We start from the raw sequence: 20,470 nt of genomic DNA, 5'->3' as shown, positions 1-20,470 counted from the left end.
CCGGAGCGGGCTCCAATCTCCCGCCCGCCGCGTGGGGGCGTCTAACCCCGCCGCGGTGGTTCCCCCCCAGCGGGTTGTGCCCCGGGGTAGGGGGCCGGGGCTCGGCCCGTGGCGGCCCGAACCGGCCAAGGCCATGCAGGAAGGCAAGTGCCGCCGCCGCCAGGATGGTCAGCGTCAGCGCCAGGAAAGGCGGTTCGACCAGAAGCTTGGCGAGATCGTATTTTCGCCCGACGCCATGCAGCGTCAGGTCGAACATGACGGCACCCTCTTCGGGCTGGAGGAGCTCGATCAGCTTGAGCGCCGCCGCCGCCTTGTCGGGATCTTTCAAGCCAGCGTTGTTGATGAGATCGGGGTCCGTCAGAATGTAGAACCGCTCGTCTTCGACCTCGGTCAGCACGGCCTTGCCGTTGCCGGCGGCAATCAGCGGGTGTTCGTCGGCCACCCATTGCAACTGGTCGGGAACGCTGACCATTTGCCCTGAGACGTCGAGTTGCTTGGCCGTGCTTTCGCCTTCGCCGAGCTTGGCCTTGGCGATGCGGCCGAGCCAGTCGTTGACCACCACATCCGGCAGTCGCTGGATCTTCATCTCCCAGCCTTCGCGCAAGGCCAGCGGCAAGGTCGCCCATTTGGGCAGAACGAACAGCGTATCCAGGCCCTTGCGAAGCTTGATGATGTTGGCGAGCGCATCTGGGTCGCTGTCGGGCGAAATGGTGACGATCAGCAGCATCTCGGTCTCGAGATCGCTGTCGGACCGCGCCATATCGGGCGCCTTGCCGGTCAGCTTCAGCCATTGCGCCAAGCCGGCATAGCCGATGCCGCTCTTCGACAGCGGCGTTGCGCCACCGGCGCTCGGCTGGCGAAAGTCGGGCGCATAGGTGGACAACAGGAAGAAGCCCGCGGCCGCGAGTAGGCTGGCGAAAATGCCCCAGAACAGCGTCCTGCGGCTGAACGGTTCCTGCTGGGCGATGTCGGCTGTCGCGTCACTCACGTCCAGGCATCCCTGAAGACGAATCGCTCATAGGCGCTGCGCGCCTCCTGCCAGCCTTCCGGCCCGACCGGCCGGCGCGCGAACAACGCTGCCTCGACGATGCGCGCGATCTGGGTAAAGGCGCTGCGCGCCCGCGTTGGCAGCGACGCCGCTCCCGCGATATCGCGCGCGGTCAGCGACGGGCGAAGGAAGTCGGGCAGGCGGCCGGCAATGTCGGCAACGCTGCGGCGAAGCAGGAGATGCACCGCCTCGTCGTAATTGCCCCGGGCGGCGAGCGCATCGGCTTCCGACAGCAGGACCTGCGCGGCGCCAACGTCGGGGTGCCATGTCGCTTCCGCCTCGGTCACGCTCTTTTTGCGCCACCAAGGCAGGCGCCAGGCGACGCCTTTCACCTCAAGCAAAATCAGCAGCAGAATGATTGCGGCACCTGTGATCACCGCGCCCCAGAACAGGTAGATCATGTACGGGCCGAGCCATTTCAGGAACTCGCCCAGCGGTTTCAGCCATTCGGGTGTCTCGGGTGGTCTGTAGGCCGGCAGGTCGAACTGGATCGAATCGTCCGACAGCAACTGCTTGTGCAGTTTGGCCAGCCATTCGGCTTGCGCAGCGTCCGGCTGTGCAGCAGTCACCTTCTCGCCCCCCTGCAACCTGCGGTTCGCGAGCCGACACTGGCAATACGCCAAGGCAATTGCAAGCGGCGGCAACCGCAAGTATCAATATCGGTGATTTATACTTTCTGATTTCGGGTAACCATTAGTCGGGGGGAATGTAACATGACGTCAATCGCGAGCGAGCGGCCGGAACGGTTCAGCGTCGGCAGGGCTTTCAGCAATACGTTTTCGGTAATCGGACGCAGCTTCGTCCCACTTGCCGCCATCGTCGGCCTTTTTTCGACGCTGCCTGCGCTGCTGTACAACATCTGGAGCTTTAGACAGATTGCAAAGATAGCAGTACCTGGGGCGAGCTTCGAGCAATCGGCTATGGCGGGCTATGGTGCCGTTTCGATGATTGCCGGCCTGGTGCTCCTGATCTTGGCCTTTCTGGCGCAGGCGGCGCTGGTACGAGCGACAATCGAAGATTTGAACGGCAAGCGCCCGTCGATTGGCGATTGCATTCAGATAGCCCTGCGCAGCTTCCTCCCCACGCTCGGAATTGGTCTTGTGATCATCGTGGCAATGTTTCTGATGGCGATGATATTAACGGTCATCACCATGGCCATCCCCATCGTCGGCGGTGTGATTGCACTTCTGTCGCTCATCCCCATAGCCATGTGGCTGATCAGCATATCGGTGGCTGTGCCCGTCGCAGTTCAGGAAAGGCCTGGCGTCTTCGCCTCGATTTCGCGAAGCAGGGCGCTGACGAAGGGAAGCCGCTGGCGGATATTCGCGCTGTTTCTGGTCCTCGGCATTGTTGCGATAGGGCTACAAGTGGTTTTCACCTTGCTGTTTCAGGCTGCTATTGCGAGCGGCGGGATCAGCACGACCGGTCTCGTTGCCGCTGCCATCGGAAGCAGCCTGCTGTCGACAATCGTTTCGGCGGTGATTTCGGTGGCGATTGCCGTCACCTATGTCGAGCTGCGCCAGGTCAGGGAAGGCACCAGCGTCGACGAACTGGCGGAGATCTTCTCGTAACGAAGGTTTTGGCCCGAGAACAGCCAGTCATGTTGGCGCGATTGGCCGGGATCTAGCTCGGGCCGGAAGGGGTAATCGTGGCATCGACGGCGTCGGCGCGGCTTGAGAAGTTCCAGATCGGCAGGGTTTTCAACAACACCTTCGCCGTGATCGACCGCAATCCCGGTCTGATGATTGCTTTGGCGGCGCTTTTCCTGGTCCTCCCAGCAGTTGCGCTCAATCTGTCGAACCACTGGAATGGCGGCCCCAGCGGCTACATCGCCACACCTCCACTCGGCGCGAAGTGGGTCATTATGAGCAGCTCGTTCTTATCGCTCGTTTTAAGCCTGATCTATTTCGTTTGCGCGCTGTTGTTCCAGTCCTCGCTGGTGCAAGCGACGATAGAGGACCTGAACGGCAAGCGCCCGGCGATCGGCGACTGCATCCAGATAGCCTTGCGCAGCATATTCCCGACGCTGGGGGTGGGGCTGATTGTCTTTTTGGCCATGATCCTTGGCCTCATCGTGATGGGCATCGCCGGAATGTTGGTGCCGATCTTCGGAGCGATCATTGCCTTCGTGGTGTTGCTCGTTGCCGGCATCAGGTGGCTGCTCGGCATATCGGTTTCCGTGCCGGTGCTGATGCAGGAGCGGCTTGGCATGTTTGGCGCGATGTCGCGCAGCCGTGCTCTGACAAAGGGCAGCCGCTGGCCGATGTTCGGTGTCTTGCTAATCCTGTTTTTGGCGGCGCTTGCCTTCCAGATGATGTTTGCCTTGCTGATCGGCCTGATTTTCGCTTTCTTCAGCGGCCTCTCGACGGTCGCCCTGATTTTCGGCGCTATCGGAAGCGTCCTTATCGCGACGGTCGTGTCCACGGTGGCATCGGTGGCCATTGCGGTCGCCTATGTTGAACTGCGCCAGGTTAGGGAAGGCACCAGCGTAGACGAACTGGCGGAGATTTTCTCTTAGAAGGCGAAGCCAACTCGGCTGGTCAGGCGGCGGGGATTTCAGTGACAACAGCTTGGCCCCGCCTCCGCGCTCGTCCGACACAGGCACGACGAGGTGATCGCCACATCCCGCGCGAGCTGGACATGGTCGAAGCAGCGTTTGGCCGCACGGTCTGCCTCGTCCTTGCCGTGCTCGTTCCAGGTGAGGTTGTAAAAAGGCCCGGCGGCAGAGGCGATGCCCCAATGCACGAAGGCGCAATCAGGATCTGTCTCCAGCGCCTTCTCGAAGCACTTTATGCCTTCCTCATGGTTGAAGCCGTAGCACCAGTTCAGCCCGATATCGAACCAGCGCTGCGTCTCGGCCGAGGCGGTGGAGATTGGACGGCGATAGGTGCCGAGGTCGAAGTGGTCCATGCGTTCTCGTGCAAAATATCGCGGCCAAAGTGTATCAGGCCTTGAACTCAATCTTGGGGTGCTGACCTAGGTAAAGTGCGAAGCAATCTGTTCGACAGGGTCCTTGTCTGGGCGCACCAAAAGCCAGAAGATCAGCCCTGTAGCGCCACCGAGTATCCCTATGAAGGAGCATGCATAGAGAACTCCGCCGATTCCCAATGGAGGACTCCACTTACTGAGGCCGAAGACAAACGCTGGAACAAAAACTGCCAGAAAGCCAACGACGACGTATACCCAAAAAACTGCCAGCGCCGTCGGGTCAGGACATAGAAGGCCGGAATTCCTACCACCGCCTCCACAACATAGAAAACAAGGGTTACGAAGATGAAGCCCGACAACGGCCCCGTCTCAGGGTGGTTCGCAGCCAATTGTAGCCGGGCAGGATCGCCGGAATAATGGGTGCAAGAATGAAAGCCCAACGGGCGCGCATGTGTATTCTCCGGAATGACGCGAGCCCACAGCGGCGCCTCGTCGACACACCAGACCGATCCACGGTCGCCGCGTCAAGACAGACACCGTCGTAAATGCTCGGAGTTCGCTGCAGGTATCTACCTGAGCGACATACCGCTCAGGTGCCAGCCGGTATGCGGCGTCCCCGAAGGATCACCCCTCCAGCCACACCTTCTCAAAATGCTGTTCCAGCGACTGGTGCTGTTCGCAGCCTTGCACGCCCTTGCGGTAGGTGCGGTAGACCGAGCGCCAGTAGGGCTGGATGATGATGCCGGCATCGCGCAGATTCTGTTCGATCCTGGCCATGATCTCCTTGCGCTGGGCGGCATCGGGCGTTGCCAGCGCCTTGTCGAGGAGTTCGTCGAACTCTTTCTTGGCGTAAGCGCTTTCGTTCCAGGCGGCGCCGGATTTATAGGCGAGCGCCAGCACCTGGACGCCGAGCGGGCGGCCCAGCCATTCGGTGGTGGAGAAGGGGTATTTGCTCCAGTCGTTCCAGAAGGTCGCCGCCGGCAGCACGGTGCGCTTGATCTTCAGGCCGGCCTCGCGCATCTGCGCGGCGATCGCATCGCCGGTGCTTTTTTGCCATTCGACGTCGACCGAGATGAGCTCGAATTCGTGGTCGGCCTTGCCGGCTTCAGTGAGCAGTTTCTTCGCCTGATCCATATCTCGCTTGGCCGGACCGATATCGGCGTACTCCGGATGCATCGGACCGACATGGTGGTTGTCGGCGGGCTTGCCGCGACCGCCGAGGCCCAGCGCCAGCACGGCGGAATTGTCGACGGCAAGCTGGGCGGCGCGGCGCACCTTGACGTCGTCATAGGGCGCGTTGCCGACATTGAAGCGGGCAACGATAGTCGAGCCGGTGGCGATCTCGGAATTCAACAAGCCCATTTGCTCGGTCTGCGACACGGCGTCGGACGCGGTCTCGTGGTCGGTTTCGATTTCGCCGGATTCGAACGCCGACAGCATGGCGTTGGGGTCGGAGCCGTAATCGACCCATTTGATGCCGTCGAGGTAGAAGTCGCCCTTCCACCAGGGCTTGTCCTTGCGCTTCACCTCCGCACTGGTCTCGGCATTCCAGCTGCCCAGTTCGCAGGGGCCGGTGGTGATCGCCAGCGCCTTCATCGGGTCGTCGCCGCCCTCATAGGAGCGGTGCATGATCAGCGCGGGATAGTCGGCCATGCCGGCGATCAGCGAAATGTCGGGTTTCGGCAGATTGAGCTTTACGGTGAAGTCGTCGACCTTCTCGATGCCGCCATCGACCGGCTTCTTGGTGTCGGCATTGACCAGCGCGCCCATGCGTGCGGCGACCGAATTGCCGGCGACGGAAGCATCGCACCAGCGGCTGAGATTGTGGATGACGTCATCGGCGTTGAAGGCGTCGCCATTCGACCAGGCGATGCCCTTGCGCACATGAAGCGTCAGCGTCTTGGCGTCGTCGCTGGTTTCCCAGCTTTCGAGCAGCCACGGCTCGAAGGTGAAGTCGCGGTTCCAGCGCACCAAATATTCGTTGCAATGGCGCGCTACATTGGACATTTCGACGCCGTCGAAAGTACGTGGATCCTTGAAGCCCTTGACGTTCATGGCGACGCGCAAGGTGCCGCCGCGTTTCGGCTCTTCGGCCCGGGCAGGCGAAGGGGAAAGGCCGCCCAGCGCCAGCGCGCCGGCGGCGCTGACGCCGAAGCCGGCCATGATGGCGAGATATTCGCGCCGGTTGACGCCGCCTTTCCTGAAATCATCGGCAACGGGCTTCGCCTGCGGGTGCAAATTGCGGTCGGTCAGCATGAATTTCATCGTTGTTCCCTCTTTTGTCGGGCGCCCCGACGGTCCGCCTCCGCTGGGGGGCGGATGCGATCATCGGGCGCCGTTGCCTGAGCAGGTGATGATAAAGCGGGCCGATCCCGGGAAATGTTCTCATTTCCGCAATTCTTGTGCGCCACTCCGCAGAGGTAGACGGCCAATCTCCCCCCTTGTGGGGGAGATGTCCGGCAGGACAGAGGGGGGCGCTGTCCCGCCATCCCGTCTGCCGACTGGAGTATCTTCACAGATAATCGTTGCGTTGATTTAGGATACTGAAGGGCCGCGATCCTTCGCGCCCCCCTCTGGCCTGCCGGCTTTCGTCGTTCGGAAAGCCAAGCAATTGGCTTTCCATCCGCTACGCGGACCACTCCTCAACCCCCATGAGGGGGAGATCAGCGCTTCGCCGCCTCAATATGGCCAGTCGTTCTTGCCGAGCACGGCGACGGCGGCGATGGCTGCAAGCGTGCACACGAACGCCTCGCCGGCGCGCTGAACACTTTTGCGGGCGCGCAGAAAACTGTGCACCAGCCGCGGCTCCTCATACCACCAGGCGCGGCCGCCTGCCGCAACGATGCGGTCGCGATAGGTCTCGCCGTCCGATGACAGCGGATCGCATTGGGCGGTGATGATGACAGTCGGCGGCAGGCCGGAGAAGTCATTGTCGCTCAGCGGCGAAAAAGTCGGGTCGTCGGGCGACTGTGCCGGGGCAGCGCGAATGGTGCGGTAGAACGCGATGTCGCGCAGCGTCAGCAGCGGTGCGTCGGCATGTTCGACATAGGAGCCGGCACTCTCGTCGCCGCCGAGGCCGGGATAGATCAGCACCTGGCCGACCGCCCGGCGCAGGTGGCGGCGCGAGGCGTGCGCGACCGCGGCGGCAAGGTTGCCGCCGGCGCTTTCGCCAACGAGCACGATCGGCAGGTCCGTTGTCACCGCCGCCCATTCGAACACGGTCAGCGCGTCGTCGAAGGCGGCCGGGTGCGGATGCTCCGGCGCCAACCGGTAGTCGGCCGAGACAACGTCGAAACCGGTGCCGGCGCAGATCTCGGCGCAGATGTCGTCATGGCTGTCGAGCCCGCCAAGCACAAAGCCGCCGCCATGATAGTAGACGATGACGGCGCGCACGGGCTTGCCCGCCATCCGGTAGTAGCGAATCGGGATGGCGTGCCCTGCATCGGCGGCGATGATGCCGCCGCTGGCCGAAACCCCTTTGGGATAACCCTGATGGAAGGCGCGGCACATCGCATCATAGACCGACCTTTGCTCGGCGATCGGAAGTTCGGCGATTTCTGGCGGGAACCAGTCATTGACCAGGTCGATATACTCCCACAGCGCCGGATCGAGCAGGGTGGCGTATTTCCCCCGCCTGGCGATCTTGAGCTTGTGGACCGTGCCCATCTCTCAGAGCTCGCCGTAGAGCCGTTCGGCGTTTTCAAAGGTGAAGCGCAGCGGCACCGAGCCCTCGACCCGCCATGCATCGACGGTGTCGCCCGCCATCAGCCGGCACGCGTCTATCGTGTTGGTGACGGCGCCGCCATAGAGCCGGTTGGCAAGGTTGAGGATGGCGGTCTGGTGCATGGCGGCACTGCCGCTGCCGCAGGCATCCTTGACCAGAAGCACACGAAAGCCGGATGCGACCGCGTCCTTCACGGTGGCGTCGATGCAGGCCTCGGTCCAGACGCCGGCGACGATCAGCCATTCGATGCCGCGCGCCTTGAGTTCGGTTGCGCCAGGTCCGGCGCCGAAGGCGCTGGCCTGCGTTTTGACCAGCATCGTCTCGCCGGCCGCGGGCGCCACCTCATGGCAAATCTCCGTCAGCGGATCGGTCTTGTCGGAAAAGGCAGACTTGCCGTCGGCGTCGAGCGGATGGAACGGACGCGCCTTGGCGGTATCGACGACATAGGCCCAGTGATAGAGCGGCACGAAGTTGCGCCGCGCCGCCGCCTGCAGGCGCTGGACGTTGGCCAGCACCTCGCCAAAACCCTCGACCAGATAGCGCTTGTCCTGCCGATGCTCTTCCTGGAGGTCGATGAACGCCGCGGCGACCGTGCCGCGTTTGATGGAGATGGGGCTTTTCATGCGGATAGGCCTTGGTTCGCGACCAACGCCATTCCGTTCAGCGAAGTCGCGCAAACAGTGGTGATTGGCCGGTGCCTCCCCACCTTCGTCATCCACGGGCGAAGTAGGAGCGAAGCTCCGTCGCGGAGACCCGAGGATCCATGCCGTGACACTGGTCGGAGAGTGCGGCGGAGCAGAACTTGCACCGTTGGGGCGCGGATGAGTCCCGGCATGGATCCTAGGGTCTGCGCCGCGTCGCTGCGCTCCTTGCTTCGCCCTAGGATGACGAAGGCATAGCTGCCGCGACTATTCCCGAAGGTTTGCGATACCGCGCTGACGTTAGTGAGGGACGCTGCGATCAAACCTGCTTCTCCAGAAATTCATCCTCGTAGGGAAAGCGCGACAGAAGCTCGGTGCCGGTGTCGGTGATCAGGATCTCGTCTTCCAGCTTGACGCCCTCGCGGCCGCCTTTCTCGCCGATATAGCTTTCCACGCTCACCACCATGCCGGGCACGACAAAACCGTCGCGGCCATAGGTCTCATAGTCCATGGCATGCGCTATGAACGGCGTCTCGCCATGCATGCCGACGCCATGCATCACCGAGGTATAGCGCTGGTCGACGAAACGGTCCGGGATTTTCCACGCTCTTTCGGCGATCTCGCGAAACGCCATGCCAGGTTTGACAATCGAAATGTTGTGCTGAACCTGGTCGTGCGCCATGCGGTAGAGCGATTTCTGATAGCCGGTCGGCTTGCCCGGCCCGCAGCGGAAGGTGCGCGAAAAATCGGAATAATAGCCATAGCAGCCGATCGTATCGGTATCGAGCGCCAGAAGCTCGCCCGGCCGGATCTTGCGGCCGCTGGCCTCGTTGAACCACGGATTGGTGCGCTGTCCCGAGGTGAGGAGCCGCGTCTCGATGAACTCGCCGCCCTGGCGGATCACCTCGCCATACATGATGGCGAACAGCTCATTTTCGGAGACGCCGGGTTTTATCGCCTCGCGCACGGCGTAGACGGCGGCTTCCGCACCCGCCATCGACACCTGCAGGCATTTGACTTCCTCGGGCGTCTTGACCGCCCGCACCGCCAGGATTTCGCCCTGGCAATCCCTGACGTCGCAGCCGCGCTTTTCCAGTGCCAGCGCCTGCAAATGGCTGCAGCGGTCGAGCCCGAGCTTCATCGAGCCGCCGCCGTGCTTCGTCAAAAGCTCGGCGATCTCGTTGGCGAAGGGGCCGGCGGTTTCGTCGTCGCGGCCCGACACCGAAGACCATACCAGCTTGGACGGCCGCGCCTCGTCGATCGTGTCGAGCACCATCGAGACATGGTAGCTCTGCGGGTATTCGAACAGCACGATCGGCCCGTCGGTCGGGATGAAGAAATACCGCGTCGAGTTGCGCAGGAAATAGCCGAACATGTTGCGCGAGCCGGTGGCATAGCGCTGGTTGTAGGGGTCGAACAATACGACGCCCCCATAGCCCGCCTCGCGCATCCAGCCGCGCAGTTTCGCCAGCCGACCCTTGCGCAGCGCGTCGGCATCGATGAAGGACGGCTCGGTGTCCGACAGCCACATGCCACCGGCCGAGTCAGCCGCGACCGGGTGGCGCATGCGGTCCTTGAAATCCACATCCTCGGTGCTGTCGGGGTCGAAAACGACGATGCTCATTGGGTGCGCCTCCTGAAGGGCTAGACCATAGCCATGCGCCGAAAAATGTCTGTGCGAGAATCCGCAGGTGTCGTGCGAAATGCCGCAAGAAGGGCATGGATACAAAGGGCAATGTTGCGATCCTTCGCGCCCCCCTCTGTCCTGCCGGACATCTCCCCCACAAGGAGGGAGATTAGCAGCTTTCGCGTCCCGCTCGCCCTGCAACGTTGGTGATTGGCGAAAGCCGAGGCGACATCTGATCTCCCCCCGTGTGGGGGAGATGTCCGGCAGGACAGAGGGGGGCGCTGTCCCGCCAGCATCTCACCGCGTTAGCGCGCAGCGCCCTCTAATGCCGCCGCATCGCCTTCGGCGCGTGCCCATGCTCCTCGCGAAACGCTCGGGCAAAACTTGACATGGACGCGAAGCCGCAGGCCAGCGCCACGTCTCGCACCATCAGCGTCGAATGGGCCAACAGGTCGGCGGCGCGCCGCAGCCGGAGCCGCCGGTAATATGCATTGGGCGAAATGCTGAGCTGGGCGCGGAAATTGCGCTCCAACTTGTCGGAGGAGACACCGAGCCTTGCCGCCAGCTCCGTCATGCCGAGCCGCTCTTCCACCGCATCCTCCATGATGGCGATGGCCGACAGCACCAGTTCGTTCTGGACGCCGGTGCGCAGCCTGAGCGGCATTAGCTTGCGGTCGACGCTCGAACGCAAGGGGCTGTGCACGAACCATTCGGCAACGCCCGCCGCGAGCTCGCCGCCATAATCGTTGGTGATGATCTCCAGCATCATGTCGAGGCTGCCGACGCCACCGGCCGAGGTGAAGCGCTTGCGGTCGATGACGTAGAGATCTCGCCGGAGCTCGATATCCGGGAAGGCCTCGGTGAATGCCGCCTGGCTGGTCCAGTGCAAGGTGCAGGCATGGCCGTCGAGCAGGCCGGCCCTGGCGAGGAAGAAGGCGGCGTCGGCCACCGCGCCTATGTGAGCGCCGGCGCGCAGGCTCTTGCGCATCCAGGCAACCGCATCGTCGGCGACGACGAGGTCGGCATTGCCGCCGGAGCAGACGACGATGCGGTCGACCTTCGGCGCGCCGAACGCTGAGAATCCCGGTTGTATGACAACCCCATTGGATGCCTCGACCGTGTCCTGGTCGGCGCCGACGATCACCCAGCGGTAACAATCGCGTTTGGCCAGCACGTTGGCGGCGCGCAATGGCTCGATCACCGAACTGAACGCCATCATCGGAAAGCCGGGAAAGACCAGAACGGCGAAGGTGAGGGGACCTTCGCTCGCTGCGGGTTGCGCCCGGTCGTGTGTTTGGCTGGCACGGTCGGTATTCACAATTGTGTATTTCCTGGGAGCGTCATTGGTGGCAGACAGGAAATGTAACGGGCTTTTTGGCCCGCCGGCAATGGAGACGACGCCATGTTTGCGGCCCAGACCATCGACAGCACCGACAAGCCGGCCTTCTACCGCGAACTGGCCACCCAGTTGAAGGCGCTGCTGGAAGGCGAGAGCGACTCCGTCGCTAACGCCGCCAACACATCGGCGCTGATCTTCCAGATGGTGCCCGATCTTAACTGGGCCGGCTTCTATTTCCTGGCGTCGGACGAGGAGCTGGTGCTTGGACCGTTCCAGGGCAAGCCGGCCTGCGTGCGCATCGCCGTCGGCAAGGGCGTGTGCGGCACCGCCATCGATCTCGAAATGTCGATGCTGGTCAAGGATGTGCACGAGTTTGCCGGCCACATCGCCTGCGACGCCGACTCGCGCTCGGAACTCGTCGTGCTGCTGAGGGACAGTGACGGCGTCTTCGGCCTGATCGACCTCGACAGCCCGACGCCCGGCCGCTTCGACAAGGACGACCAGGCCGGCATCGAGGCGCTTGCCGCGATCTATGTCGCGGCGAGTTCGTTCGAGGACTAAGCGAACTTCACCAGCATCAGGCTGAAGCCGCCGATGAACAGGAAGGCGCAGAAGGCGAGCGCCAGCGGGCGAAGGCCGCGCGAGCGCAGTTGCGAAATGTTGGCCTGCAGACCCATGGCGGCGAGCCCCATGGTCAGCATGATGGTGGTAGCGAACGCCATGGCCGACTTCACTTCGGCCGGCACGGCAACCAGGCTGTTCAGCGCCACGACGGCGATGAAAGCGGCGACGAACCACGGCATCGGCGGCCGCGCACCGGATTGGTCGCTTGGGCGATCGCCATTGCTCTTGCGGCGCGCCATCAGGCCGAGCGCGATGACCATCGGCGCCAGCAGGGCGACGCGGGTCAGCTTGGCGACGGTGGCGATCTCGCCGGACTGGGCGCCGTTCTGGAAGCCGGCGCCGATGACCTGTGCCACCTCGTGGATCGAGGCGCCGGCCCACAGGCCGAATGCGTGCTGGTCGAGGCCGAGCACCGGCGCCAGCAGCGGAAGGCCGAGCATGGCGACGGTGCCGAACAGCGTGATCGAGGCGACGGCATAAGTGACGTCCTCGTCGCGCGCATCGGTGACGATGTTGGTGGCAACGATCGCCGAAGCGCCGCAGATCGAGGTGCCGGCGGCAATCAGCTGCGCCAGCTTGGCGTCGACGCCGATCAGCCGGCCAAGCGTAATGGTGAAGACGAAGGTCGCTCCAAGGGTCAGCGCCACGATGCCGACGCCGCCGGCGCCGATGGAGACGACCTGGCCGAGCGTCAGCTGAAAGCCGAGCAGCACGATGGCAAAGCGCAGCAGGCGCTTCTGCGAGAATGCAATGCCGGCCTTGGCGTGGGCGGGCGTGCCGAGCACGTTGGAATAGATCATGCCGGCGACGACGGCGAGGATCATCGGGCTGAACAGCGCGAAGCCGGAGACATTATGGGCCGAGAAGGCCACCCCCGTAATCATCGCCACCAGCACGATCCCGGGGATGACGCCATTCCACACGGAACCGAGCCGCTTCCGGCCCACGGCCAGGTCGGCGGAAATCATGCTGATCGGAATATCGTTCGCTAGCTGGGCGGCGGAAGACAATGCAATTCTCCACGCAAGTACCTCAGGAGAATGTCATTCCAGAATCGATCTTTCCAACGAATTGTTTTTGTTGAAATGATCGATTTTTGTGAACGTTTAGGGCGGCCGAGGTCAGAATGAGAAAGAGCGGCCGGGCGAAACCTGGAGCCGCCCTAGACCATGATGAATTCCCATCACGATCTAACCCCACTTTTTGGGATCATGCCCTAGTATTTCATCCCAATTCGCGCGGCGATCGTATGGTCCTGGCTGTCGCCGTTGCTGCCGACCGCGGTGCTGTAGTTCAGCCCGAAGGCAATACCGCCGATTTGCGCATCGACGCCGAGCCCGATTGACAAATAGTCGTTGGAAAAGGCATCTGCGTCCAGCGCGTAGGGCGTGGTGCCGATATCGGCATAGCCGAGGCTGACGCGGCTGGAGCCGGCAAAGTCGTGCGTATACTCAAAGCGCGCGCGCGGTGTGAGCAGACCCCAGCTGGTAGGAATGTTGTTCTCGATGCGCAGGCCAAGGGTGCCCGACAGCGTGTCGACGGTCTGCTTGCCGAAGGTCAGATTATAGATGTCGCCACCCGTCTCGGTGAAGCCGCCAAGCGTGGAGTGGGACCCCGACAGACGTCCATAGGGTGATATCAGAGAGTCCGGCCGGCGAAATTCGTAGCCCGCCGTCAGCGACCCGAAGACCTGGCTTCCGTCGCGCGTTCCAGACGCGAAATCGCCGGTATCGGTCACATAGCGCTCACTGTCGAAATTGAGGGCGCCATAGCCGGCAAGGCCATCGACAAAAAAACCTGGCGCCGGGCGGTAGCTGCTATAGGCGGCGACCGAGATGGCATGGGCGCGGCTTTCGGTGCCGTTGCTCCCGACGTCGGTGACGTCATGGCCATAGCCAAACCCGAGACCGGCGGTGAAGGTCGGGGAAAAGCGGTAGTCGGCACCGACGCTCACGCCGACCAGCGTATGGTCGAGCTTGATGGCTCCATCGTCATCGGTGCCGAAATTGACGTAGCCGCCGCTCCAGAAGGCCAGTTCGCCAAATGGGTTCTCGGCCGGCAGTGACGACGTCTGGGTGTCCACGTCCGTGCCAGTTGAAGACTGTCCGGTCTTGATCGGCGACGCGCCGGTCGAAGTCCTGTCCTGCTTTGCGTTGGCGTTGGGCTGAATGCGCTCCGGATTGGGCGCTCCGTAAGTGGACTGCGACGATGCCGTGGCGATTGCGGCGAGCGCCGGATCGTTCGCCGCATTCTGCTGCTGAGCGTATGCGTCGGGATTGTCCGACGATTGCTGGACGGCAACGCTGAGGCCTATCGAATTGTGGCGCTGGTCGCCCTCATTGTGGAGCTGTTCCAGCCTCTGTCCAAATCCCTGGATCTGAATGTCGGCGAAGTGCTTTGCCGCCTCCACCTGTGCCCGAATCAGGCCGATCACTTCCGGATCGCGGGAGGGGTCGGGCCGTGCCGTGACGTTGATGGTCACGGTTGCCGGAGGTGACGTTCCGTCGGCATTCGAGAGCGTGTAGGTCAGGCTGGTTGTGCCGGCAAAGGTGGCTGCCGCGGCAAACTGCAGGATATAAGCGCCGCCATCGGGCACAATGGAAGCCGTGCCCGCTTCGCTCGGCGGCGGCGAGGCAATCGTGGCGCTGGTAAACGGCCCATTCGTAGCCCCTTGCGTCAGGTCGAGGGACCCGGTCGTTCCGGCCATCACGTCCAGCGTGTGGTCCTGTGCCGACGGCAAGTGGATCTCGACGACCACAGTGTAGTCACGTTGGCCGGTAAAGCCGTTGCTGTCCGTGGCCCGCACCGTAAAATCGTAATTGGCCGCGACAGTGGGTGTGCCAGCCAGTGTACCCCCAGGCGAGAGTGCGAGGCCGGGAGGCACCGAGCCGGAAACCACGGTGAAGGTGTAGGGTGCGGCGCCGCCATTGGGGCTGCTTGCGGTGATGGTCTGGCTGTACGGCGTGCCAATATGTGCATTCGGCAATGTTGCCGGCGAAAACTCCACCGTCACCGTGGTGCAGGACAGGACAAGATTGGTCACGTCGGCTCCCGCCACCGTGCCCGAGGCCGTCGTGACCGTGCATGTCTGGTCGGCCGGCTTGGCAGTAACATCAACGCTCCAGTTGGAGCCGGTCAGCAGGCCATCCGCAAAGGCAAAGGTGGTATCGCCGACATTCACGTCCCTGGTTTGCGTCCCTGCCGGCGAGCTTGATGTCAATTTCAAACTCACCGTCCCGGTCTGACCGCTCGCCGTGCCCCTGATCACATAGAGCGGCTCATCAAAACAGATCAATGCGGACCCATCGCCTGAATTGACGCCTTCCGCCACCGCAGCCGATTGCAGCGAGCCGGCATCCGATGATCCGCCGCCGCCGCCGCCGCCGGCGCCGTTCCAGTTCTGCTGGCACGAGGTCGTGCCGACGCCTGCGCCGCCACCACCGCCGCCGACAGTAGCCCCGCCACCGCCGCCACCAGCATATCCGGCGCCCAGGAAAGACCCTGAGAAATTTCGTGCAGTTCCGCCTTGGCCATTTGTCTGACCGGCCGTGCCAGGAAAACTATCGCACCCAGCGCCGATCGCGCCACCGGCACCTACAGTGCCACCTTCACCGCCAAAGGGGCCAAGGCCGCCCGAAACATCGGTTCCTGCCGAGCCGGATCCCCCGCTCTTGCCACCGGCGCCACCAGCTATCGAATTTGTAGTGTGCCAGCCCCCGTTGCCACCGCCGCCACCGCCGCCAGCAATTGCCAGGCGGGTTCCGCCCAGCCGCAGGTCGGTCGCCCCGCCACCATTGCCGCCGTCGGGAGTACCGCTCGCGCCACCGGGATTGACCGCGAGCGAGCCACGGCCGCCAACGCCGACAGAAAGGATGTCACCCGGCGCGACAGTCAAGGAACCGCTCACCTGGCCGCCGAGCCCGCCGGCGCCGCCTGGGCTCAATGGGCTGCCCCCGATGGTGCCGGCGCCGCTCTTGCCAACCCCGCCTTGCGCTCCCTTGAGGTATACTGTGGCGGAATGGGTGTTGCCAGGAACCGAGATGGACTGGTCGCCGCCAGTAAAGCTAAAAGCATGAGCTGTCTGTGTGGGACTACAAGACTGCCCGAGCGCTGACGTCGTGCCCGCGAGCGCGTAGACGACCGTCATCGCGCCTAACAAACGTGAGATTGTACGCTTTGCCAGCCCTCGATGCATGGCGCCCCCCCCGTCAGCCCGTCCAGTGCTTCTCCGCTTATATTATGATGCCAAGATTAGATCAAATAGAAATTTGAACCAATGGTAGGTTGAATGTCCAACAATATTAGCTGTTGCTGTTTTTTGTACGCGTACGAGAGCCCTACTCGACGGCGCAGCAGTTTAGGCGAGCAACCACCGCGCAAGGTGAAGACTGGCGTTGCCTGGCAGTACACTTATGGCCTTGCCGGCGCCGCCCGCTCTAGCCGCGCGGGTCAACTCGGAGGCTGGGCCAACGCCAAAATCTTGACAGCGCCGCGCTTCCTGCTCCAGCGTGGCGTCATGTTCGTTTTCTCGTTCGCCATCGCCAAGCGACGCCGTTCCTGCACCACGCAGCGCGGCAAGCTGTTTGCGCGACGAAAAGGACCGGCCCAATAAAATTCCGGTTCGTTCGTTCCAGCCCCGCCCGCGACGTCTGCCGGCGGGGTTTTCATGTCTGGAGCCTTTGCCATGTCCAATTCTTCCATCCTGTTTCGGCCGGCCCAACCGGCGGACGCTGCCGCCATCAGGGACATTGTGCGTGCCGCCTATGCCAAATGGGTGCCTCTGATCGGCCGCGAGCCGCTGCCGATGCGCGCCGACTATGACAAGGCGGTCGCCGAACATCCGTTCGATCTCGCCATCGAAAATGGCCGCATCGTCGGCATGATCGAGACCATCCTGGCCGACGATCATCTCTGGATCGAGAATGTCTGCGTCGCGCCACAGGCGCAGGGCAGGGGCATCGGCCGGCTGTTGCTGGAACGGGCGGAGCAGAAGGCGCTGGAGGCCAGCTGCTTCGAGCTGCGCCTGCTGACCAACGGCGCCTTCATGGCCAATGTGTTGTTGTACAAACGGCATGGCTATACGATCAACCGGGAGGAGCCGTTCATGAACGGCATGACGGTCTATATGAGCAAGAAACTGGGTGATGGCCGATAACAGGGAGGATCGGATGGCAGTCAGGGTCCGGTTGAAGCCGCTCACGGGGCGGTATGCGGTTTCGCGCCTCGAAGCAAAAGACAGCATTCCCGGCTGGGCGGACGGGCCGGGCTTCGTCAGCATCACCAGGACAGAGGACGAGCTTTCGGTCGTCTGCCTGCAGGATCGGGTGCCGGACGGGGTGAAGCATGACAGGGACTGGGTCGCCCTGAAACTCCAAGGTCCCTTTGCCTTCGACGAAACCGGCATCGTCCTGTCGGTGATAAAGCCATTGTCGGAAAGCGAACTCGGCATTTTTCTGGTATCCACCTTCGATGGTGACCATCTGCTCGTCAAAGCCAAGGATGAAGCCGCGGCAAGGGGGCTTCTGGTCGCGGCGGGGCACACGCTTCTGTAGCCGTAGGCTCAATCGCCCGCCCTTGCGTTTGACATCGCTCTTGCCCCATCGTTATCCCCGATACGACGATCTGGCGATCGCCCCCATCAATTCAGAATCCCCCGAGGAGAAGCCCGTGTCACACAATCTGCAGTTCTATATCGACGGCGTGTGGGTCGATCCTGTCGTGCCCAGCACACTCGACGTCATCGACCCGTCAAACGAAGATGCTTTCGCGCAGATTTCGCTCGGCTCAAAGGCCGATGTCGACAAGGCGGTTGCGGCCGCCAAGCGCGCCTTCGAGACATTCGGCTTCACTTCGGTCGAGGAGCGCCTCGATATCCTCAACCGCATAATCGAGGTCTACAAGAAGCGCAGCGCCGATCTGGCGCTGGCCGTATCGCGCGAGATGGGCGCGCCGCGCCAGATGGCACTCGACAGCCAGGTCGGCATTGGCCAGGCACATCTGCGGAAGATGGCCGAGGTGCTGAAGTCGTTCGAATTCCGCCACGTCAAGGGCTCGTCGCTGATCGTCAAGGAGCCGATCGGGGTCGTCGGCCTGATCACGCCGTGGAACTGGCCGCTGAACCAGATCACCTGCAAGGTCGGCCCCGCCCTTGCCGCCGGCTGCACCATGGTTCTGAAGCCCTCGGAAATCGCCCCGCTCGACGCCATCATCTTTGCCAAAATCATCGACGAGGCAGGCGTTCCCAAGGGCGTCTTCAACCTCGTCAACGGCGACGGCCCGGGCGTCGGCCAGGCGCTGTCCAGCCATCCCGATGTCGACATGATGTCGTTCACCGGGTCGACCCGCGCCGGCATCCTGGTCGCCAAGGCGGCCGCCGACACGGTCAAGCGCGTGCATCAGGAACTCGGCGGCAAGTCGGCCAACATCCTGTTTCCCGATGTCGATCTCGAAAAGGCCGTCAGCAAGGGCGTCGCCGGCTGCTTCAGCAACTCGGGCCAGTCCTGCAACGCGCCGACCCGCATGTTCGTGCCGCGCGACCGCCATGACGAGGCGACCGGCTACGCCAAGACGGCGGCCGAAAAATTGACCGTCGGCCCGGCCGATGCGGCCGGCACCAAGCTCGGCCCGGTGGTCAGCCAGATCCAGTTCGACAAGATCCAGGACCTGATCCAGGCCGGCATAGATGAAGGCGCCACGCTGGTCGCGGGTGGACCGGGGCGTCCGGCCGAGCTCAACCGCGGCTACTATGTCCGCCCCACCGTGTTCGCCGACGTCACATCAGACATGCGCATCGCGCGCGAGGAAATCTTCGGGCCGGTGCTGGCGATCATGCCTTACGACACAGTGGAAGAGGCGATCGGCACCGCCAACGACACTGTCTATGGGCTGGCGTCCTACATCCAGGCCAAGGATATCGAGAAGGCCCGCGAAGTCGCCGCCCGCATGCGCACCGGCACTGTCTACATCAACTATCCGCAATGGGACGCCGGCCTGCCATTCGGCGGCTACAAGCAATCCGGCAACGGCCGCGAATACGCCGAATACGGGCTGGAGGATTTCCTCGAGATCAAGGGCATCGCGGGGTATAAGGCAGCGGAGTAGGGGCTACCCCTTGGGGACCGGCAACCAGCCGGTCCCGAGGCTTCAGCTCTCAAAGGTGCGGCTTCACTCTTCCCGGAAAGCTTTCTGGATCTGATCCGACAGCGGCTTCACCAGATAGGAAAGCATCGTCCGGTCGCCCGTCGGGAAGAACACTTCGGCCGGCATGCCTGGCGCCAGCGCCAGCCCGCGCAGCTTGGCGACCTCGGTTTTGGGCAGCGTCACCCGCGCCACATAGAAGGCTGCTCCGGTGCGCTCTTCGATGGTTAATAGTCGAAGTCAAAATATTCGCGAGCGGGGGCTTGCTACACTTGTAGCACCTTCGCTCGTGTGCTACAAATGTATCGTGATGTACGCCACCGACCGAATCTTCCCCGCTGCCAAAGTCTGTGTAGTCGCAGGCTGCAAAGACGTGACGTTTCGCGCATGGCGCCGCAGAAATGGACTGTTCCCTGAGCTGTGGGGCGGCAGGACCGTCAACCATTTTTCGATCCTCGATATCTGCATGGTGCGGCTAGTGGTCGTTCTTACGCGCCACGGCTTGGGGGCCGACGACGCAGTCGCATTCGTCCAGGGCAAGGATCTGCTGTTCGGCCTCAAGCTGTATCTCAGCGGCATGCTCGATGACAGCCGCGGCGAAGAGATCGTCGGGTTCAGCTTCAGCGAGGAGACCACCGCCGACACGAAGGTGATGTTGATGGAAGGCGAGGGAACCATCGTCGCGGCGGGCGATGTTCCACCGCCGCGCATAACGTATTTTCATGAAGGCGCCGGTCAGGCCACGTTGAGCGAAGCAATGAAGAACAACAGAGGCGTGGCTACATTCTTGAGTGTTCGCGCGATAGTTGACCATGTGCTCGACAGGCTCGGCGTTATTGCCTCGGTAGAGGAGTAACGGACTATGGTCGGCACGCCCGTTTCCTTCAAGGCGGCCGACATTGCACGCGCCATCAAGGGCGCGCGAAAGGGCAACATGGAGCCGGGCAGGGTAGAAATCGATCCCGTTACCGGCAAGATCGTCGTCATCGCGGCCACACAGACCACCGAGTCGGAAAATGCCCTAGACAAATGGGTGAAGAACCATGCGCGTTCGCCTTAAGGGACTGAACAGCCGCACCAAGACGCTCGCCGATGGCAGGGTCGTCACTTACTATTGGGCATGGAAGGGTGGACCGAGCCTGCCGGGCAAACCGGGAGATCTGGAATTCATGGCGGCTTATTACGCCGCCGTCGCCCGCAAGGCCAAGCCTCGCCAGGGCGTGCTGTTTTGGATCTTGAACGCGTTTCAGGCTAGCTCGGATTGGGATGACCTAGCGCCACGAACCCAGGCTGACTACGTCAAATTGATTAGGGTCCGGACCCATAAACCGCTTTCATTGATGCGGCTGCCGTGATTCAAGGTCACCGACTGGAGGCTTCGATGGATCGGGACTATTTCTGG

General features: G+C 62.7%; 21 protein-coding genes. 10 read left to right on the top strand and 11 right to left on the bottom strand.

All coding sequences use genetic code 11. The features are described from left to right. Nucleotides 1–988: DUF4350 domain-containing protein (locus NKH35_RS28500; RefSeq protein WP_352917121.1), on the bottom strand; the 988-nt coding region annotated here is incomplete at its 3' end. Next, nucleotides 985–1,617: a DUF4129 domain-containing protein gene (locus tag NKH35_RS28495; protein WP_023734197.1), complete on the bottom strand. Its 633-nt coding sequence runs from the start codon at nt 1,615–1,617 to the stop codon at nt 985–987. The genes NKH35_RS28500 and NKH35_RS28495, both read right to left, overlap by 4 nt. A gap of 144 nt (nt 1,618–1,761) precedes the next feature. Between NKH35_RS28495 and NKH35_RS28490 the strand changes: the two genes are divergently transcribed. Both NKH35_RS28490 and NKH35_RS28485 read left to right on the top strand, forming a co-directional pair. Continuing rightward, nucleotides 1,762–2,619, top strand: a complete 858-nt coding sequence (locus NKH35_RS28490; protein ID WP_352543663.1) for a hypothetical protein — start codon at nt 1,762–1,764, stop codon at nt 2,617–2,619. Nucleotides 2,620–2,696: 77 nt separating this feature from the next. Then, on the top strand, nt 2,697–3,566 hold the full coding sequence (locus NKH35_RS28485) for a hypothetical protein (protein WP_352917118.1): 870 nt from the start codon (nt 2,697–2,699) through the stop codon (nt 3,564–3,566). A 38-nt stretch (nt 3,567–3,604) separates the two neighbouring features. On the opposite strand, the gene NKH35_RS28480 is transcribed toward NKH35_RS28485, so the two are convergent. The 6 genes from NKH35_RS28480 to NKH35_RS28455 form a co-directional block, all read right to left on the bottom strand. Next, a complete protein-coding gene (locus NKH35_RS28480; RefSeq protein ID WP_488377242.1) occupies nt 3,605–3,958 on the bottom strand; it encodes a tetratricopeptide repeat protein in 354 nt (117 codons plus the stop codon). A 642-nt stretch (nt 3,959–4,600) separates the two neighbouring features. Next, nucleotides 4,601–6,241, bottom strand: coding sequence for an ABC transporter substrate-binding protein (locus tag NKH35_RS28475; RefSeq protein WP_352917116.1), 1,641 nt, complete (start codon nt 6,239–6,241; stop codon nt 4,601–4,603). A gap of 414 nt (nt 6,242–6,655) precedes the next feature. Beyond that, nucleotides 6,656–7,642, bottom strand: coding sequence for an alpha/beta hydrolase (locus tag NKH35_RS28470; RefSeq protein ID WP_352917114.1), 987 nt, complete (start codon nt 7,640–7,642; stop codon nt 6,656–6,658). Between the two features lie 3 nt (nt 7,643–7,645). Then, entirely contained in the window at nt 7,646–8,323 is a 678-nt protein-coding gene (locus NKH35_RS28465) for an isochorismatase family protein (protein ID WP_023734191.1), read from the bottom strand. 337 nt (nt 8,324–8,660) lie between these two features. Then, nucleotides 8,661–9,965, bottom strand: coding sequence for a M24 family metallopeptidase (locus tag NKH35_RS28460; RefSeq protein WP_352917112.1), 1,305 nt, complete (start codon nt 9,963–9,965; stop codon nt 8,661–8,663). A gap of 325 nt (nt 9,966–10,290) precedes the next feature. Then, complete coding sequence (locus NKH35_RS28455; RefSeq protein WP_352446628.1) at nt 10,291–11,187, bottom strand: GlxA family transcriptional regulator; 897 nt, start codon at nt 11,185–11,187, stop codon at nt 10,291–10,293. Between the two features lie 183 nt (nt 11,188–11,370). Between NKH35_RS28455 and msrC the strand changes: the two genes are divergently transcribed. Further along, the gene (gene msrC / locus NKH35_RS28450) at nt 11,371–11,868 is read left to right on the top strand and encodes a free L-methionine (R)-S-oxide reductase MsrC (RefSeq protein ID WP_023730524.1); all 498 of its coding nucleotides are present in this window, start codon (nt 11,371–11,373) and stop codon (nt 11,866–11,868) included. On the opposite strand, the gene NKH35_RS28445 is transcribed toward msrC, so the two are convergent. Together NKH35_RS28445 and NKH35_RS28440 are read right to left on the bottom strand one after the other, a co-directional pair. Next, nucleotides 11,865–12,899, bottom strand: a complete 1,035-nt coding sequence (locus tag NKH35_RS28445; protein WP_502907004.1) for a YeiH family protein — start codon at nt 12,897–12,899, stop codon at nt 11,865–11,867. The genes msrC and NKH35_RS28445 overlap by 4 nt on opposite strands. A gap of 248 nt (nt 12,900–13,147) precedes the next feature. Continuing rightward, nucleotides 13,148–15,874, bottom strand: coding sequence for an autotransporter domain-containing protein (locus tag NKH35_RS28440; RefSeq protein WP_352917108.1), 2,727 nt, complete (start codon nt 15,872–15,874; stop codon nt 13,148–13,150). 345 nt (nt 15,875–16,219) lie between these two features. Between NKH35_RS28440 and NKH35_RS28435 the strand changes: the two genes are divergently transcribed. The 4 genes from NKH35_RS28435 (at nt 16,220) to NKH35_RS28420 (ending at nt 19,032) form a co-directional block, all read left to right on the top strand. Beyond that, nucleotides 16,220–16,543, top strand: coding sequence for a hypothetical protein (locus tag NKH35_RS28435; protein WP_352917106.1), 324 nt, complete (start codon nt 16,220–16,222; stop codon nt 16,541–16,543). Nucleotides 16,544–16,615: 72 nt separating this feature from the next. Further along, nucleotides 16,616–17,086 carry a GNAT family N-acetyltransferase gene (locus NKH35_RS28430; protein WP_352519306.1) on the top strand — a complete coding sequence of 157 codons (471 nt, stop codon included), beginning with the start codon at nt 16,616–16,618 and terminating at the stop codon, nt 17,084–17,086. Nucleotides 17,087–17,099: 13 nt separating this feature from the next. After that, nucleotides 17,100–17,483: an ACT domain-containing protein gene (locus NKH35_RS28425; RefSeq protein ID WP_023705798.1), complete on the top strand. Its 384-nt coding sequence runs from the start codon at nt 17,100–17,102 to the stop codon at nt 17,481–17,483. A 115-nt stretch (nt 17,484–17,598) separates the two neighbouring features. After that, nucleotides 17,599–19,032, top strand: a complete 1,434-nt coding sequence (locus NKH35_RS28420) for an aldehyde dehydrogenase family protein (protein WP_352917104.1) — start codon at nt 17,599–17,601, stop codon at nt 19,030–19,032. 63 nt (nt 19,033–19,095) lie between these two features. Here the strand turns inward: NKH35_RS28420 and NKH35_RS28415 are convergent, their stop codons facing one another. Continuing rightward, nucleotides 19,096–19,293: a beta-barrel domain-containing protein gene (locus NKH35_RS28415; RefSeq protein WP_502907003.1), complete on the bottom strand. Its 198-nt coding sequence runs from the start codon at nt 19,291–19,293 to the stop codon at nt 19,096–19,098. Nucleotides 19,294–19,378: 85 nt separating this feature from the next. Here NKH35_RS28415 and NKH35_RS28410 point away from each other — a divergent pair, with 85 nt between their 5' ends. From NKH35_RS28410 to NKH35_RS28400, 3 genes are read left to right on the top strand one after another with little or no spacing between them, the layout of a single operon-like run. After that, nucleotides 19,379–19,924 (top strand): hypothetical protein, encoded by a 546-nt coding sequence (locus NKH35_RS28410; RefSeq protein ID WP_023734171.1) that lies wholly within the window; start codon nt 19,379–19,381, stop codon nt 19,922–19,924. A 6-nt stretch (nt 19,925–19,930) separates the two neighbouring features. After that, the gene (locus NKH35_RS28405; protein ID WP_023734170.1) at nt 19,931–20,128 is read left to right on the top strand and encodes a hypothetical protein; all 198 of its coding nucleotides are present in this window, start codon (nt 19,931–19,933) and stop codon (nt 20,126–20,128) included. Then, nucleotides 20,112–20,423, top strand: a complete 312-nt coding sequence (locus NKH35_RS28400) for a hypothetical protein (RefSeq protein ID WP_023734169.1) — start codon at nt 20,112–20,114, stop codon at nt 20,421–20,423. The genes NKH35_RS28405 and NKH35_RS28400 overlap by 17 nt, the downstream gene beginning before the upstream one ends. Nucleotides 20,424–20,470: the final 47 nt, after the last annotated feature.

Source organism: Mesorhizobium sp. M1143 (assembly GCF_040318435.1).
GTDB lineage: Bacteria > Pseudomonadota > Alphaproteobacteria > Rhizobiales > Rhizobiaceae > Mesorhizobium.
This window is presented reverse-complemented; position numbering and strand designations above follow the sequence as displayed.